At 54.8% G+C, this 14,792-nt stretch carries 18 protein-coding genes and 1 tRNA gene; 9 read left to right on the forward strand and 10 right to left on the reverse strand.

What is annotated here, in order from left to right:
- Nucleotides 1–12: 12 nt before the first annotated feature.
- Nucleotides 13–1,836 carry a M3 family oligoendopeptidase gene (locus tag ACIRQ6_RS11395; RefSeq protein WP_420860709.1) on the forward strand — a complete coding sequence of 608 codons (1,824 nt, stop codon included), beginning with the start codon at nucleotides 13–15 and terminating at the stop codon, nucleotides 1,834–1,836.
- Here ACIRQ6_RS11395 and ACIRQ6_RS11400 read toward each other — a convergent pair.
- The 5 genes from ACIRQ6_RS11400 to ACIRQ6_RS11420 all read right to left on the reverse strand — a co-directional run bounded on the left by ACIRQ6_RS11400 (nucleotide 1,833) and on the right by ACIRQ6_RS11420 (nucleotide 5,941).
- Nucleotides 1,833–2,468 (reverse strand): class I SAM-dependent methyltransferase, encoded by a 636-nt coding sequence (locus ACIRQ6_RS11400; protein WP_420860710.1) that lies wholly within the window; start codon nucleotides 2,466–2,468, stop codon nucleotides 1,833–1,835. The two genes, ACIRQ6_RS11395 and ACIRQ6_RS11400, sit on opposite strands and share 4 nt — an antisense overlap.
- Before the next feature lie 4 nt (nucleotides 2,469–2,472).
- Nucleotides 2,473–2,760, reverse strand: coding sequence for a DUF4389 domain-containing protein (locus tag ACIRQ6_RS11405; RefSeq protein WP_420860711.1), 288 nt, complete (start codon nucleotides 2,758–2,760; stop codon nucleotides 2,473–2,475).
- 1 nt (nucleotide 2,761) lies between these two features.
- The gene (locus ACIRQ6_RS11410) at nucleotides 2,762–3,742 is read right to left on the reverse strand and encodes a Gfo/Idh/MocA family protein (protein WP_420860712.1); all 981 of its coding nucleotides are present in this window, start codon (nucleotides 3,740–3,742) and stop codon (nucleotides 2,762–2,764) included.
- 108 nt (nucleotides 3,743–3,850) lie between these two features.
- Nucleotides 3,851–4,747 carry an RNA polymerase sigma factor RpoH gene (gene rpoH / locus ACIRQ6_RS11415; RefSeq protein WP_420860713.1) on the reverse strand — a complete coding sequence of 299 codons (897 nt, stop codon included), beginning with the start codon at nucleotides 4,745–4,747 and terminating at the stop codon, nucleotides 3,851–3,853.
- Between the two features lie 171 nt (nucleotides 4,748–4,918).
- Nucleotides 4,919–5,941 carry an RluA family pseudouridine synthase gene (locus tag ACIRQ6_RS11420; RefSeq protein ID WP_420860714.1) on the reverse strand — a complete coding sequence of 341 codons (1,023 nt, stop codon included), beginning with the start codon at nucleotides 5,939–5,941 and terminating at the stop codon, nucleotides 4,919–4,921.
- Between ACIRQ6_RS11420 and ACIRQ6_RS11425 the strand changes: the two genes are divergently transcribed.
- A complete protein-coding gene (locus ACIRQ6_RS11425; RefSeq protein WP_420860715.1) occupies nucleotides 5,940–6,242 on the forward strand; it encodes a DUF6476 family protein in 303 nt (100 codons plus the stop codon). The genes ACIRQ6_RS11420 and ACIRQ6_RS11425 overlap by 2 nt on opposite strands.
- On the opposite strand, the gene ACIRQ6_RS11430 is transcribed toward ACIRQ6_RS11425, so the two are convergent.
- Entirely contained in the window at nucleotides 6,239–7,249 is a 1,011-nt protein-coding gene (locus ACIRQ6_RS11430) for a cytochrome d ubiquinol oxidase subunit II (protein ID WP_420863900.1), read from the reverse strand. The two genes, ACIRQ6_RS11425 and ACIRQ6_RS11430, sit on opposite strands and share 4 nt — an antisense overlap.
- A gap of 3 nt (nucleotides 7,250–7,252) precedes the next feature.
- Nucleotides 7,253–8,689 (reverse strand): cytochrome ubiquinol oxidase subunit I, encoded by a 1,437-nt coding sequence (locus ACIRQ6_RS11435; protein ID WP_420860716.1) that lies wholly within the window; start codon nucleotides 8,687–8,689, stop codon nucleotides 7,253–7,255.
- Between the two features lie 105 nt (nucleotides 8,690–8,794).
- Here ACIRQ6_RS11435 and ACIRQ6_RS11440 point away from each other — a divergent pair, with 105 nt between their 5' ends.
- Genes ACIRQ6_RS11440 through ACIRQ6_RS11465 form a run of 6 tightly spaced genes read left to right on the forward strand, consistent with a single transcriptional unit; the run spans nucleotide 8,795 to nucleotide 12,876 of the window.
- Entirely contained in the window at nucleotides 8,795–9,181 is a 387-nt protein-coding gene (locus ACIRQ6_RS11440) for a Fur family transcriptional regulator (protein ID WP_420860717.1), read from the forward strand.
- Between the two features lie 46 nt (nucleotides 9,182–9,227).
- A complete protein-coding gene (gene zrgA, locus ACIRQ6_RS11445; protein WP_420860718.1) occupies nucleotides 9,228–9,881 on the forward strand; it encodes a zinc uptake protein ZrgA in 654 nt (217 codons plus the stop codon).
- A 9-nt stretch (nucleotides 9,882–9,890) separates the two neighbouring features.
- On the forward strand, nucleotides 9,891–10,595 hold the full coding sequence (locus tag ACIRQ6_RS11450) for an ABC transporter ATP-binding protein (RefSeq protein WP_420860719.1): 705 nt from the start codon (nucleotides 9,891–9,893) through the stop codon (nucleotides 10,593–10,595).
- Nucleotides 10,592–11,842: an ABC transporter permease gene (locus tag ACIRQ6_RS11455; RefSeq protein WP_420860720.1), complete on the forward strand. Its 1,251-nt coding sequence runs from the start codon at nucleotides 10,592–10,594 to the stop codon at nucleotides 11,840–11,842. The genes ACIRQ6_RS11450 and ACIRQ6_RS11455 overlap by 4 nt, the downstream gene beginning before the upstream one ends.
- A gap of 18 nt (nucleotides 11,843–11,860) precedes the next feature.
- Nucleotides 11,861–12,364, forward strand: coding sequence for a DUF3299 domain-containing protein (locus ACIRQ6_RS11460; RefSeq protein ID WP_420860721.1), 504 nt, complete (start codon nucleotides 11,861–11,863; stop codon nucleotides 12,362–12,364).
- On the forward strand, nucleotides 12,361–12,876 hold the full coding sequence (locus tag ACIRQ6_RS11465) for a DUF3299 domain-containing protein (protein ID WP_420860722.1): 516 nt from the start codon (nucleotides 12,361–12,363) through the stop codon (nucleotides 12,874–12,876). The genes ACIRQ6_RS11460 and ACIRQ6_RS11465 overlap by 4 nt, the downstream gene beginning before the upstream one ends.
- A 77-nt stretch (nucleotides 12,877–12,953) precedes the next feature.
- Here the strand turns inward: ACIRQ6_RS11465 and ACIRQ6_RS11470 are convergent, their stop codons facing one another.
- Both ACIRQ6_RS11470 and ACIRQ6_RS11475 read right to left on the reverse strand, forming a co-directional pair.
- A complete protein-coding gene (locus tag ACIRQ6_RS11470; protein ID WP_420860723.1) occupies nucleotides 12,954–13,718 on the reverse strand; it encodes an L-iditol 2-dehydrogenase in 765 nt (254 codons plus the stop codon).
- Nucleotides 13,719–13,818: 100 nt separating this feature from the next.
- A tRNA-His gene (locus tag ACIRQ6_RS11475) sits at nucleotides 13,819–13,895 on the reverse strand.
- 114 nt (nucleotides 13,896–14,009) lie between these two features.
- On the opposite strand from ACIRQ6_RS11475, the gene ACIRQ6_RS11480 reads away from it, so the two are divergent.
- Nucleotides 14,010–14,204 carry a DUF6324 family protein gene (locus tag ACIRQ6_RS11480; protein WP_420860724.1) on the forward strand — a complete coding sequence of 65 codons (195 nt, stop codon included), beginning with the start codon at nucleotides 14,010–14,012 and terminating at the stop codon, nucleotides 14,202–14,204.
- Between the two features lie 28 nt (nucleotides 14,205–14,232).
- Here the strand turns inward: ACIRQ6_RS11480 and ACIRQ6_RS11485 are convergent, their stop codons facing one another.
- Complete coding sequence (locus ACIRQ6_RS11485) at nucleotides 14,233–14,688, reverse strand: MmcB family DNA repair protein (protein ID WP_420860725.1); 456 nt, start codon at nucleotides 14,686–14,688, stop codon at nucleotides 14,233–14,235.
- Between the last annotated feature and the right edge of the window lie 104 nt (nucleotides 14,689–14,792).

The raw sequence follows: 14,792 nt of genomic DNA on the forward strand, positions 1-14,792 counted from the left end.
GGTTCCTCGCCCATGTCATTCTTCAAATACCCCCTCTTTGATGCCAACGCCTCTGCCGCCTCAGGCGAATTTGGCGACTTGCCAGAATGGGATTTGAGCGACCTGTACCCCGGCCCGGACAGCCCCGAACTGGCCCGCGATTTGGATTGGTTGGAAAAAGCCTGCGCTGATTTCGCCAGCAGCTATGAAGGCAATTTGGCCAACCTAGACGCCGCTGGCATGCTTAAATGTGTGACAGACTATGAGGCCATCGACATCATTGCAGGGCGCATCATGTCCTTTGCAGGTCTGCAATATTACCAAATGACCACAGATGGTGACCGCGCCAAGTTCATGGCCGACATGCAGGACAAAATTACCAATTTCACCACGCCTTTGGTCTTTTTCTCTCTTGAATTCAATCGCTTAGACGAGGGCAATCTGGCCGACCTACTGGCCGAAAACGCCGATCTGGCCCGCTACAAGCCGGTGTTTGACCGCATGCGTGCGATGAAACCGCACCAACTGTCGGACGAGTTGGAACGCTTTTTGCACGACCAATCCACTGTCGGGTCTGCCGCGTGGAACCGCTTGTTTGACGAGACGATGGCGGCTCTAACCTTCACCGTTGGCGGTGAAGAGTTGAACATCGAAGGCGCGTTGAACCTGCTGACCGATCCGGACCGTGCCAAACGTGAGGCCGCCAGCCATGAATTGGCTCGCGTTTTCCAATCCAACATCCGCCTCTTTGCCCGCGTTCACAACACATTGGCTAAAGAGAAATCCGTGGAAGACACTTGGCGCAAAATGCCCAGCCCGCAGGCTGGCCGCCATTTGGCCAATCACGTAGAACCCGAAGTTGTCGAGGCCCTGCGCAACGCCGTCGTCGCCGCCTACCCCAAGCTCAGCCACCGCTATTATGCGTTGAAAGCCAAATGGTTAGGCCTTGAAACTATGGAGACTTGGGATCGCAACGCACCCCTGCCTATGGACGACCCTAAGCTAGTGGATTGGACCCAAGCCCGCGAGACGGTGATGGACGCCTATACGGCCTTTGATCCGCGAATGGGCGCATTGGCCGAGCCATTTTTCGACAAAGGCTGGATCGATGCAGGTGTGAAACCCGGCAAAGCACCGGGGGCCTTTGCGCACCCTACAGTGACGACGGTACATCCTTATGTGATGCTGAACTACTTGGGAAAACCGCGCGATGTCATGACCTTAGCCCATGAACTGGGCCACGGCGTGCATCAGGTTTTGGCCGCTGAACAGGGCGAGATGCTGTCCTCCACACCCTTGACCTTGGCTGAAACTGCCTCCGTGTTTGGCGAAATGCTGACCTTCCGCAAATTGTTGGCAGGGGCCAAGACCAAGGAAGAACGCAAAACCATGCTGGCAGGCAAGGTTGAGGACATGATCAACACGGTTGTGCGCCAAATCGCCTTTTATGACTTCGAATGCAAACTCCACGCCGCCCGTGCGGAAGGTGAGCTGACACCAGACGACATCAACGCGCTTTGGATGTCTGTGCAGGCCGAAAGCCTGGGTCCTGTGTTCAATTTCCAAGAGGGCTACGAGACGTTCTGGGCCTACATCCCACACTTTGTGCACTCGCCGTTTTATGTCTATGCCTATGCCTTCGGCGACGGGTTGGTAAACGCACTTTATGCAGTCTACGAGGAAGGCGATGCCGACTTCCAAGACAAGTATTTCGACATGCTCAAGGCAGGCGGCTCAAAACATCACAAGGAACTGCTAGCGCCCTTCGGCTTAGATGCCAGCGATCCCGCGTTCTGGGACAAAGGCCTCAGCATGATCAGTGGCTTGATCGACGAATTGGAAGCGCTGGAAGATTAAAGCCTGCGTGCTATCACATAGTGGCGCGCCAAAGGTCCGTCGTCTATGTGGGACTGGAGGATTTCGAACCCCGCTTGGGTCAGGCGGGCCTCTAGGGTCGCTGCATCATCGAACCGAACAAACGGCGCTTTGCCCAACCATTGGGCAAGGGGCAACACGGCCAAAATCAGTTTGATCTTCAGTGGCAACCGTCCCGCAGGTTTGGTGACTGTTTTCGAGATAAACAGTCCGCCGGACTGGGTGGCCTGCACAACATCTGCCAAAGCCCCTTCAATGTCATCGACTAGATGCAACAGGTTCAGCGCCAAAACCACATCAAAAGGCCCTTTGGTCGCCGCCTGAGCCGGGGTTGCCACAGCACAGGTCAAATTGTGTATATCTGCTTCGGCCTGACGCTCGGCTGCGATCTCAATCATGCCCTTTGCAAAATCCGTCGCCAGATAGTCCGCCACCAATGGCGCCAGTTCAACCGCAGTGCTACCGGTTCCGCAGCCGAGCTCAAGAACACGGTCCGTTGGCTTCAAGGCCTCTTTGGTCAATTCCAAAGTATATGCATAGGCTTTTGGATCAGCGATGGCCGAGGCCGCGTATTTGCGAGCTGCCTTGCTCCAAAAAACTGCATCTGATGCCATGGGGTTAGTCCAATTCGGTCCAAGGCCATGGTTTCACCTCAGAGGCCGCCGTTTGATAGCGCGCAGCCTTAGCCACCCAAATCCCCAGATCTGTGCCAAAATCCGCAATCCTTTCATTGGGTTCGCGGTTATTGAGCAGCATAATGATGAATTGCACGACAGTCACAAAACTTAACACCGTTTGCGCAAACGACAACATCACGGCGATCACAATCATCCAAATCAAACGCATCAACAGGCTCTCTTTGACCTGCCCCTCGCGCGGTTCGTTCATCTCAAATCCATCGTCCATTTTAAATATCCTTTTTGGCGGCCTCAAACACCCGGTCAATCATCAACTGGGTGCCACGAGCCTGTTCCAAAGTCCACGCATAAGGCGCGCCTGTGCGGACCGACTGGCAAAATGACTCGACCTGCAGTTTGTAATGATTGTCTGAGGGAAACCGCTCGACGCGTACGGCGTTGCCCGTCTGATGAATTTCAATCTTTGCCCCATCAAAAACATTGGGATTGAACGGCGCGGTTAGACGTAAAATCCCCTCATCCCCGTGAAACGTCATGTCTTGCAAAGGGTGCATGCGCATCGAGTTGACCCAATGGGCGGTAAATCCATCAAATTGAGCAGAGACCCGCGCGACGACATCCACATCGTTTTCCCAAGTGAGGTCTGCATGGGTGATCGCCTGCGGTTCCTGATCAGTCATAAACCGCGTGGCCCCGTAGGTGTAGACACCGATATCTGGAATGCCGCCGCCGCCTACATTTGGGCGATTGCGAATATTTCCCACGTCTGCGGCGTTGTTGTAGGTAAACACCCCTTCGACATGCATCAGTTCGCCTATGGCCCCGTCCTGCAGCAAATGCTTGGCGCGCTGCCATTGGGGGTGGTGCACGATCATATAGGCCTCGGCAGCCAGCAACCCGGTTTTGTCGCGCAAAGCAATCAGTGCATCAATCTCGTCTGCCTGCAGCGCAATCGGCTTTTCGCACAAAACATGCTTACCCGCCTCAAGGGCCTTGTGAGCCCATTCGATATGCAGATGATTGGGTAGAGGGATGTAGACAGCATCTATGTCCGACGCGGCCAATAACGCTTCATAATCACCAAAAACCTGCAAATCTGGCTGAAACGCCACAAATGGGGCGGCTTTTGCCGGATCCGATGTGGCAAGCCCTGCCAAAACGGCGCCATCTGCTGCGTGAATCGCGGGGGCCATATGCTGGCGCGCGAACTTTGAGGCCCCCAAAACGCCCCATCTTACTGGCTTTTCCATAGCAGTCCTCATGTGGATGATCTCAGCCTACCAGCCTATGTCTTCTTTGCAAAATTTATCCCCGCCGGAAGCACCGACGGGGATAAATTTTTCAATCTTTGATGAACCTTACGCTGCGGGCAAAAGGCCCTTTTCAGATGCCAGTTCAACCATCCGCGCCTGCAATTTTTCAAAGGCACGCACTTCGATTTGACGGATCCGCTCGCGGCTGACGTCATATTGGCCGCTGAGATCCTCGAGGGTCACGGGTTTATCGGCCAACCGGCGCTGGGTCAGGATATCTTTTTCACGATCATTCAACACGTCCATAGCGGCCGCCAACATTTCGCGACGTGTGTCCAACTCGTCTTGTTCGGCATAATCTGTGGCTTGATCGGCATCTTCATCTTCCAGCCAATCCTGCCATTGCATTGTACCTTCGCCTTCGGAGCCCACTTGCGCATTCAAAGAGGCATCGCCACCGGACATGCGCCGGTTCATCGACACCACTTCGTCTTCGGTCACGTTCAGCTGCTGGGCAATTAGGGCCACGTTTTCGGGACGCAGATCCCCCTCTTCCAAGGCGCCGATTTTGGCCTTTGCCTTGCGCAGGTTGAAGAACAACTTCTTTTGCGCAGAGGTCGTGCCCAATTTGACCATGGACCAACTGCGCAGCACATATTCCTGAATGCTGGCGCGGATCCACCACATTGCATAAGTCGCCAAGCGGAAGCCTTTGTCGGGGTCAAAACGTTTGACTGCCTGCATAAGGCCAACGTTTGCTTCCGAGATCACTTCGGCCTGAGGCAGGCCATAGCCGCGATAGCCCATGGCAATCTTAGCGGCCAAGCGCAGGTGTGATGTCACCATTTTGTGGGCCGCCGAGGTATCTTGTTCCTCAACCCATGCTTTGGCCAACATAAATTCTTCTTGTGGTTCCAGCATCGGGAACTTGCGGATTTCCTGCAAATAGCGGTTCAGGCCGCCCTCTGGTGTGGGTGCCGGTAGATTTGCATAATTAGCCATAAGTCAGTCCCCCTTTTGGGTCGATGTTTATCTCGTTAACATCGATATGGTGAGCGCCTCCGTCCTTTTCAAGACGTTAACGCAGGTTTGTTACTCTTGGATTAAGAAATGGTGAATTTTCAGTCAGTTTCCAGTGACTGTAATGTGCATTCACGCGCAGTTGACCTGCGGTTAGGCCGATATTGCGCGCAGCAATTCCGTCAAATCCTCTGGCAAAGGCGCCTCAAACCTCATATTTTCAAGGCTTATCGGGTGCTCAAACCCTAACACGGCCGCATGCAAGGCCTGCCGCGGAAAATCGCGTATGGCCACGTGCGCCGCCTCTGACACAGCTTTCTGCGGCAGTTTGCGCCGTCCCCCATAGGTTGGATCTCCGACCAATCCGTGCCCTGCGTGGGTCATATGCACCCGGATTTGATGGGTCCGTCCGGTTTCTAGCCAGCATTCGATGCGTGTCAGAACCTCAGGGTTGCCAAAGGTTTCAACAATACGCGAGCGGGTGACCGCATGCCGACCACCGTTAAACAAAACCGCCTGGCGTTGCCTGTCCGTGCGATGACGGGCCAGTTGCGTGGTGATTTTCATAATATTTCCGCGTTCAAAACTGACGCCCTTCACGCCGCGCAATCGCGGATCGTTTGCGTCGGGAATACCGTAGACAAGGGCCGTATATTTACGCTCGACCGTATGGGCCTCAAATTGTTTGGCAAGCCCGTGGTGGGCGGCATCGGTTTTGGCCACAACCAAGATACCACTGGTGTCCTTGTCGATCCGGTGCACAATTCCGGGGCGTTTTTCACCGCCCACACCGGCAAGGTTATCGCCAAAGTGGTGCAACAGCGCGTTGACCAATGTGCCACTTGGCGATCCAGGTGCTGGATGCACCACCATACCCGCAGGCTTGTTGACGACAAGCAAATCATCGTCCTCAAACAGAATATCCAGCGGGATGTCTTCCGGGCCGATATGGCTGTCGGCGGCCACGGGCACGTCGATCTCTATCGCGTCGCCTGCGGCGACTTTTGCCTTTTGATCGCGCACCACAGTGCCATTGACTTGCACTGCGCCACTTTCCAGCAATTTGGCGAGGCGGGACCGGCTGAGAGATGCTGCCTCTGGCACATCACGGGCCAAGGCCTTATCAAGGCGCTTAGGCGGCGCATCCGCGATGGTAAATGACACGAGACTGGACATGGACGAGACCCCAACACCGGTGGAACCGGCCAACATTCGGTTTTTACGACGGTTGGTCACTGGCCTGACCGCCGTCATGATTGTGGGCCTTGTAGTGATGATTGCGCTCTTTGTCATCCGCTTCTGGGGTGGCGCACCTGCGGTGACCCTGCCCGATCAAATCACATTGCCCGACGGAGTGCGCGTCACTGCCTTTACCCAAGGCAGTGACTGGTATGCCGTCGTCACAGATCAAGACAAGATTATGATCTTTGACCGCGAGAGCGGCGCGTTGCGCCAAACAATCGCAGTCAAAAACTAGTCGTAGCGCAGTTCGGTCGCCTTGCCGCGAAAGATATAATAGCTCAACGCAGTGTAGGCCAAAATTGCTGGCAATACGAACAAGGTGCCCACCAAAATGATCATCAGGCTTTCCGGGGCTGAGGCACTTTCGTAAATCGTCAGCTTTTCAGGGACCACATAGGGGTAGAAACTATAGGCCATACCGCCAAAGCTGAGCGTGAAAAGGGCCATAGTCGCTGCGAACGGGGTCCAGACATATCGATCCCCGGCCATGGGCAGACGTTGTAACTTCCACCACAAAAAGCCCAGCAAAGCTGCCGACAGGATCGGGAACGGCGCAAGATACAGCATTTGCGGAAAGTCAAACCACTTGTCAAAAATCCGCGGGCTCACATAGGGCGTCGCCAAAGAGATGGCTCCGATCCCCAGCAACAGCCCCCAGATGCCACCCTTGGCCCATCGGACTGCTTTTTCCTGCAACGGCCCATCGGTTTTCGCAATCAGCCATGCGGCCCCAATAAAGCTGTAGCCGACGGTCAGGAACACAGCAGTGAGCGTGGCAAAAAACACGTGGTTCCATGTCCATGTCAGACCCATCACATACATACCCAACATGAACCCTTGGGAGAGTGACGCCAGCAGCGAGCCACCAAAGAACATCCCATTCCAGAACGTCTTTTGCTGAATTGGCGCCTTGGCCCGAAATTCAAAACTGACGCCGCGCAGGATGAGGCCAACCAACATCAGGGCCACAGGCAAATAAAGCGCCGTCAAAATAGCCCCGTGCGCCGCCGGAAATGCCACCAGCAAAATGCCAATGGCCAGAACCAGCCATGTTTCATTGGCGTCCCAAAACGGACCGATTGAGGCCACCAGACGATCCTTTTCATCATCTTCCGAGAGCGGCATCAAAAGGCCAACGCCCAAATCAAATCCGTCCAAGACCACATAGATCAGGATCGACAGCCCCATTAGGCCTGCAAAAGTCAGGGGTAGCCAGACGGCGGGGTCACCAAAGAGTTCCATCATTTATTCCCCCGGTTGCAGGAGTTGAAGTTCAGCCTCGCCCGAGCGGGGATATTGACGCGTGCTGAGGGGCTGACCCTTGGCCGCTTTGTAGGCCAGATAGGTGATTGTCCCCATGTAGGCCAAAATCAGCGCCGCATAGACCGTCAGGTAGATGATCAGTGTGGTCAGAACCATCGGGGCGGGGACTGCGGCCACGGCCTCTTTTGTGCTGAGAACACCTTGGACCAGCCACGGCTGACGGCCAATTTCAGTGGTGTACCAGCCTGCCAGTGTTGCGATCCAACCAGAGAAGGACATGGACGCAAAGACAAAGAGCACCGGTTTGGGCATATAGGCTGCACCGCGACGGCGCAGCAGGTAAACACCACCCCAGCTCAGTGCCAGCATCGCCATACCGGTACCAACCATGATGCGGAAGCTCCAGAATACAGGGGCCACGGGCGGGTGCATGACTGTGCCATCTTCTGCGACAAAGTCGTTGAGCCCCGGGACGACGCCCTCTGATTTATGCTTGAGAATGATAGACGCCATATTCGGGATACCAACCTCAAAGCGGTTCTCGCGCGCCTCCTCATCAGGCAAAGCGAAAAGCAGCAGCGGCACATTGCCTTGGGTCTCCCAATTGCCTTCCATGGCCGCGACTTTCTGAGGCTGATATTCCAGCGTATTCAAGCCATGCATGTCGCCCATGAAGATCTGAACAGGGATCAGACCTGCGGCCAGAATGATACCCACACGCAGCGCACTTTTTACGCTTTCCTTGCGGTCATTCCACAACAGGCGCAGGGCCGAGATACCAGCAACGAGGAACGCCACGGTCAAGCCAGAGGCCAGCAACATATGGATTAATCGATAGGGCATCGACGGATTAAAGATGATGGCGAACCAATCGGTCGCATGGGCCACACCATCGCGCATTTCAAAGCCAACCGGGGTATGCATCCATGAGTTCAACACGATAATCCAGAAGGTCGACATGGTCGTCCCAAAGGCCACCAAAAAGGTCGCAAGGGTATGCACCCAGTTGGGAACGCGACTGGCGCCAAATAGCATGATGCCAAGGAAAACTGCCTCTAGGAAGAAGGCTGTCATCACTTCATAGGCCAGCAAAGGCCCCGCAATGTTGCCGACTTTTTCCATAAATCCGGGCCAGTTTGTGCCGAACTGGAAAGACATTGTGATGCCAGACACCACGCCCATTGCAAAACTCAGGGCGAAAACCTTGACCCAGAACAGGTAGGCCTCCATCCATTTTTGGTTGCCCGTGGCGTTAAAACGCAGCTTAAAGAACAACAAAACCCAGCCCAACGCGATGGTAATCGTTGGGAAAAGGATATGAAACGAGATATTCGCACCAAACTGAATGCGCGACAGCAGTAGTGTTTCCATGGTTTGGGCCTCATGCGGCAGAATTTCGGTGCCCCATAGATAAACCATATTCCTTACCATACATCACCAATGCGACAGAATGCGCATGCGACATTAGCGCCTTGTGATTTGTTACTTTATAAAATAACAATTTTGACAACTTGGAGGATGAAGATGCGCAAACAAGCAGCGATACGGCAGTCTGATGTGTTGGGGGTTCTCAAAGCACAAACCAAGCCCATGACCGCCTATGCGATCCTCGATCAGATGAAACAATCCGAGCCTGACCTGGCCGCCCCTACCGTGTATCGTGCGCTTGCCGCCCTTACGGACCAAGGGCGGGCGCATAAGTTGGAATCGATCAAGGCCTTTGTGCCGTGCAGATGCACCCACGCCGATGCAGTGCCAGTTTTGGCCGTGTGCAACACCTGCGGTATTGTCGAAGAACACGACGGCACCTCGTTAATTGACGATCTCACTGCACTTGCGACCCAATCTGCGTTCAAGCCCCAGCGTCACATCGTAGAAATCCACGGGCTGTGCAGCAGCTGCCAGTCATAGCCTGTCCCAATACCATCAACCTCATTAGACCCAAAGGATTCTGTCCATGAAACTCTTCCCCCTGCTTGCTGCCACGACCTGCATCGCCACGACAGGATATGCCGAAGACACACGTGAATTAGACGCTCACGAGCACGGGGTGGGCGAACTGAATATCGCAATTGAAGGCCAGCAGGTTGCAATGGAATTGCATGTCCCCGGGGCGGATATCGTTGGCTTTGAATATGAAGCAACCAGTGCTGAGGATCGCGCAGCTATCGAGGCCGCTGTGGCCAAGTTGAACCAACCATTGTCGTTGTTTGAGATGACTGATGCGGCGGGCTGTACCGTTGTGAAAGCCAGCGCAGGTCTGGAGACCGAAGAGGATCATGAGGATCACGACCACGATGATCATGACGAGCATGGGGATGAGGATCACGCCGACCACAAGGATGACAAGGATCACGCAGATCATGATCACGAGGGTCACGGTGATGAGGATCACGCAGATCATGAAGATGAGGCTGGTCACACAGAATTTCATGCAGAATATCTTTTGACATGCGCCAACCCGTCAGCTTTGGACGCCATCACATTTGCATATTTTGACGCCTTCCCGAACGCATTAGAGGTTGAAGTGCAGTTGGTATCCGACAGTGGCGCGCAAGCGTTTGAAGTTGAACGCGACGCGCCGGTCCTTGACCTCAGCGACCAACTCTAGAGCCTGAATTTGCCCCAAAACCCCGACCCGATCCTGCAACTGAGCGCGGTCCAGTATTCCTGGATCGGCTCTGGTGGCTTTGGCATTACCGTGCCGGACTTCAGCCTAGCACCTGCCGAAAGCGTTCTACTGCTGGGGGAAAGCGGGTCTGGGAAATCGACACTATTGTCGTTGATTTGCGGGATAGTTACGCCCCGTTTAGGGTCGGTGCACATCGCGGGCACGCAATTAGACGCATTGTCAGCAGGGCAACGTGATCGGTTTCGTGCGGAACATATTGGGCTGATTTTTCAGCAGTTTAACCTGCTGCCCTATGCCGGTGTTCTGGACAATATCGCCCTCCCGCTGGCCTTTGCACCACAACGCAAACGACGGGCAGCACCTGTGCAAGACACAGCCCTAAAGCTTTGCACCGAATTGGGATTGCCCGCTGGAGTGACCCAAGCCAAGGCCGGAAACCTTAGTGTCGGGCAACAACAAAGGGTGGCCGTCGCCCGGGCCCTGATCGGCATGCCGCCGTTGATTGTCGCAGACGAGCCGACATCGGCCTTGGATGCCTCTAGTCAGGAGGCTTTCCTGAACCTGCTTTTCACCCAAACCAAAGCCATGGGATCGGCCCTGTTGATGGTCAGTCACGACGCGCGCTTGGGCGATAGGTTTGATCGCGTGATCCAAATGTCTGATATTGCCCAAACCACTCGTGAGGCGGCATGATCCTTCGTCTGGCCCTTGCATCACTAGCCGCGCGGGCCTTGACCGTGGGTATGACAATTCTGGCGATTGCCCTGTCGGTTGCCTTGTTCCTTGGTGTGGAAAAAGTGCGCACAGGGGCCAAAGCCAGCTTTGCCGATACAATTTCTGGCACGGATTTGATCGTTGGCGCGCGTTCGGGGTCGGTTCAATTGCTGCTCTATTCAGTTTTTCGGATAGGCAACGCTACAAACAACATTACATGGGACAGCTACCAAGACATCGCAAACAGGTCCGATATCGATTGGATTGTTCCTATTTCATTGGGCGACAGCCACCGGCAATTTCGCGTTATGGGGACCACCGTCGATTTCTTTGAGCGCTACAAATACCGCGCGGGCAAATCCCTTGCTGTAGCGGATGGGGCAATCATGGCGGACTTGTTCGATGCGGTCATTGGTGCAGATGTAGCCGAAACCTTGGGCTATAGCATCGGGGACCCTATTGTTGTGGCCCATGGTCTGGCGTCCTTTACAGAACACGAAGATCAACCCTTTCGGGTCGCAGGCATTTTGGCAAAGACCGGCACGCCTGTGGATCGCACTGTCATTGTCAGCCTGCGCGCCATCGAGGCGATCCACGTGGACTGGAAAGGCGGTGCGCAGATCCCCGGGCAATCGACCCCGGCTGATGTGATCCGCCAGATGGAACTGGAACCCCAAGCCATCACCGCAGCCCTCGTCGGCGTCAAAAGCAGGCTGCAAGTCTTTGGATTGCAAAGGGTCATCAACGACTACCCGCAGGAACCCCTTTTGGCCATTTTGCCCGGGGTGGCTTTGCAAGAGTTGTGGCAGATCGTCGGGATCGCGGAAACTGCTTTGATCGGGGTGTCGGCCATGGTGGTGGTCACAGCCTTGATCGGAATGATGGCGACGATATTCTCAAGCCTCAGCGAACGACGCCGCGAAATGGCAATTTTCCGGGCGATGGGCGCGCGACCAAGGACTATTCTGCTGTTGCTGGTCACAGAAGCTACCGTGATGACCGCCTTGGGCGCTATATTGGGGCTCGCGCTGCTCTATCTTGGCTTGTGGGGCGCGCAGCCCTTGATCGACAGTGCCTTTGGGCTTTGGTTGCCGATCACAGCGCCAACGCGCCGTGAGGTCTGGGTTGTGCTGTGCGTGGTGGCCGCTAGCGCAATTGTGAGCTTGATCCCTGCATGGCGCGCCTATCGGATGTCGCTGGCAGATGGTATGGTGGTCAAAATCTAACTATTGAGGCCATGACCCATGGACTTTACCCGCCGCAAAATGCTGTCCGCTGCCGCCGCATCCGCGATGCTGCCACAAATTGCCCGCGCCAATACGGCCACGGAAATCAAATGGGACGATTTGATCCCACCCGGTGTCGCTTATTCAGAGATCATCGGCGAAGGCATTATGGACGAACGCAATGACACATGGCGGCCGGTCTTTGACGCCAATGCAACCAAGCTGAACCCAGCACTGGACGGCGCATACATCAAAATGCCGGGCTTTATTATCCCGCTAGAGCAAAACGCAAAAGGCGTCAGCGAGTTTGTCTTGGTGCCTTATGTGGGGGCCTGCCTGCACGTGCCCCCGCCGCCAGCCAATCAATTGGTCTTTGTGAAGGCCAAAAACCCTTGGCCCAATGATGATCTTTGGGAGGCGGTTTGGGTCACTGGCCGCATGCGTCACCAGTTGCAGTCGATGGAATTGGCAGAGGTTGGATATGCAATGACCGCTGATGCAATGGAAACGTACATTTGGTGAACCCGCTTATGGACCGTCGGCATTTTATGATCGGCCTCGGGGCTGGCCTAGGCTCTGTTACTGGCGCGTCCGCCTTGGCAAATACGAATGCCTTTGTGGACCTTGGGTGGAAGGATTTGTTGCCGAGGGGTCAGACCAGCATCCCACCATCCTTGCGTAATCTAATCGACCACGATCAGGCTCCGATGGCCAGCCAACAGCCACAATCGACCGGTGTGCGCAGCGAATGGAACGAACAGGTTGTACGATTGCCGGGGTTCGTTGTGCCGCTGGATTATTCTGGCAGCGGGGTAACCGCGTTTATCCTTGTGCCGTTTGTGGGGGCCTGCATTCATGTGCCACCACCGCCTGCCAATCAATTGGTCTTTGTGACCACGCAAACGCCGTATCAAAGTGGCGGGCTCTATGAGCCGGTCGACGTTATTGGCGAGCTGCGCATCGGGACAATGAACACGCAACTTGCTGAAATCGCGTATACAATGACTGCTGACAGTATCAAACCCTATCGCTGACACAGGCACCCTTGGGGATCATCGCAAACACATCGCGCACCCTTAGCCAGCGGCGATTTCAAGTCAAAGCATACGTTCTAGCTCATCCAATTGCCGCCATCGACATTCAACGTTTGCGCAGTGATATAACGCGCAGCATCCGAGGCAAGGAAAACGCAGGGATCTGCGATGTCACGCGGATCGCCCATGCGTCCCAAAGGCACGGCTTCGCCAACTTCGCGCTTCTTTTGACCTAAGGCTTTGTTTTCATAGGTCGCAAATTGTGCATCCACCACATCCCACATCGGCGTATCCACAACGCCCGGCGCAATTGCATTGACACGAATATTGTCACCGGCCAATTCCAACGCCAAGGACTGGGTCATCGAAATCACCGCAGCCTTTGTTGCGCAATACAGGGTGATGTTCGGTTCACCGCGACGTCCGGCTTGACTGGAGAAGTTGATAATCGCCCCGCCGCCGCGTTTCTTGATAAAAGGCACTGCGGCTTGGCACGCAAACAGAGTGCCGCCCACATTCACATCATATTGGCGCCGGTAATCTTCCGCCGTGATTCTGTCGATCGAGGCCATGTTGAAAATGCCAGCATTATTGACCAAAATATCAATCCCGCCCCGTTGATCCGCCACGTTTTGCATCTGATCCGCGAGCCTGCCGAATTGAGTAACGTCCATCTCAACAGCCAACCCGTCAAAGTCCCGCGCGGTTTCGCTGGCCTCATGTAAGTTCAGGTCGGCCACTACGACCTGTGCGCCAGCCTCTGCCATCGCATGACATATGGCACGGCCAATCCCACGCGCGCCGCCTGTGACCACGGCTACTTTACCGTCCAAAACCTTCATGGTTCTGCCCCTTCGTTCTGTATCCCTCTATATGTGACACCATTCGGTCGCACAGCAAGCACCGTGCTGTCTGTTTCGTCCATATTTTAGGGGTTTGAAGTGGTACCACCTCCTGGGCTCGAACCAGGGGCCTCCTGATCCACAATCAGGCGCTCTAACCTACTGAGCTAAGGCGGCACTGGCAGTCGGATTACAGAGCCATGCAACAGATTGCAAGAGGGTTTGCACGGCAATCGCTTGCCAATTTCATTTGTTTTGACTAGGCATTTGGCCGATCAGCAGGAGTCACCCATGAGCATCAACACAGAGCGCGATCTAGAAGCCAACTTGCAAATCGGTCCAACCGATCAAGGCATGGTGCGTTTGTTCATTTTTGCGGGTGAATTAGAGATTCCTATGGATTTTGAGCCTCAAGAGGCCAAAGACATCGCTGAAGAAATTTTGGCAGCCGTCAAAGCCGCAGAAACGATCAAACCCGGCAGCTGATCGGCGCCGGACGTTCCGCGCCTTTCTTTCACCAATCCAAAACCACCCCCGGATCGCGGGCCAGATGCCACCGCTGTGCGGCGTGTCTTGCAAATTTCTGAACCATCACTTTGCGACGTGCCGGGGCCAATTTGGCCTCATCGGGCATGCGAATAATCTCGGCATCATAGCTATCTGCAATAATCAGGCCGCTGTCATGGGGCAAAAGTTCCGTCGGAAATGTTTCGTCCACGGCCCAAAAATAACGATCACACCAGTCCAGATAGCCTTCCCATTTGCTGTCTGATTGAAAATCCGCACGGCTGGATTTGCATTCGATAATCCACACTTCCCCTTTGGGACCCAAGGCCATCACGTCGACGCGCAGACCGCTGGTGGGCACCAATTCCTCAACAGTAACAAAGTCGTGACTGGCCAAATGGCGGCACACGCCACGGGCGAGCAATTGGCCGGGTTTGGGGGTCTTGAACTGATCTTCAGGCATGGATCAAACATGAACAAACCATAAACAAAAATCAATCCTGATTTTCACCTACTTAGTCTTCTCTGCCGGCAAAATACCGCCAATTGGCCCCGAAGCCCCTTTTT

The organism is Algirhabdus cladophorae (assembly GCF_044772865.1).
GTDB lineage: Bacteria > Pseudomonadota > Alphaproteobacteria > Rhodobacterales > Rhodobacteraceae > Algirhabdus > Algirhabdus cladophorae.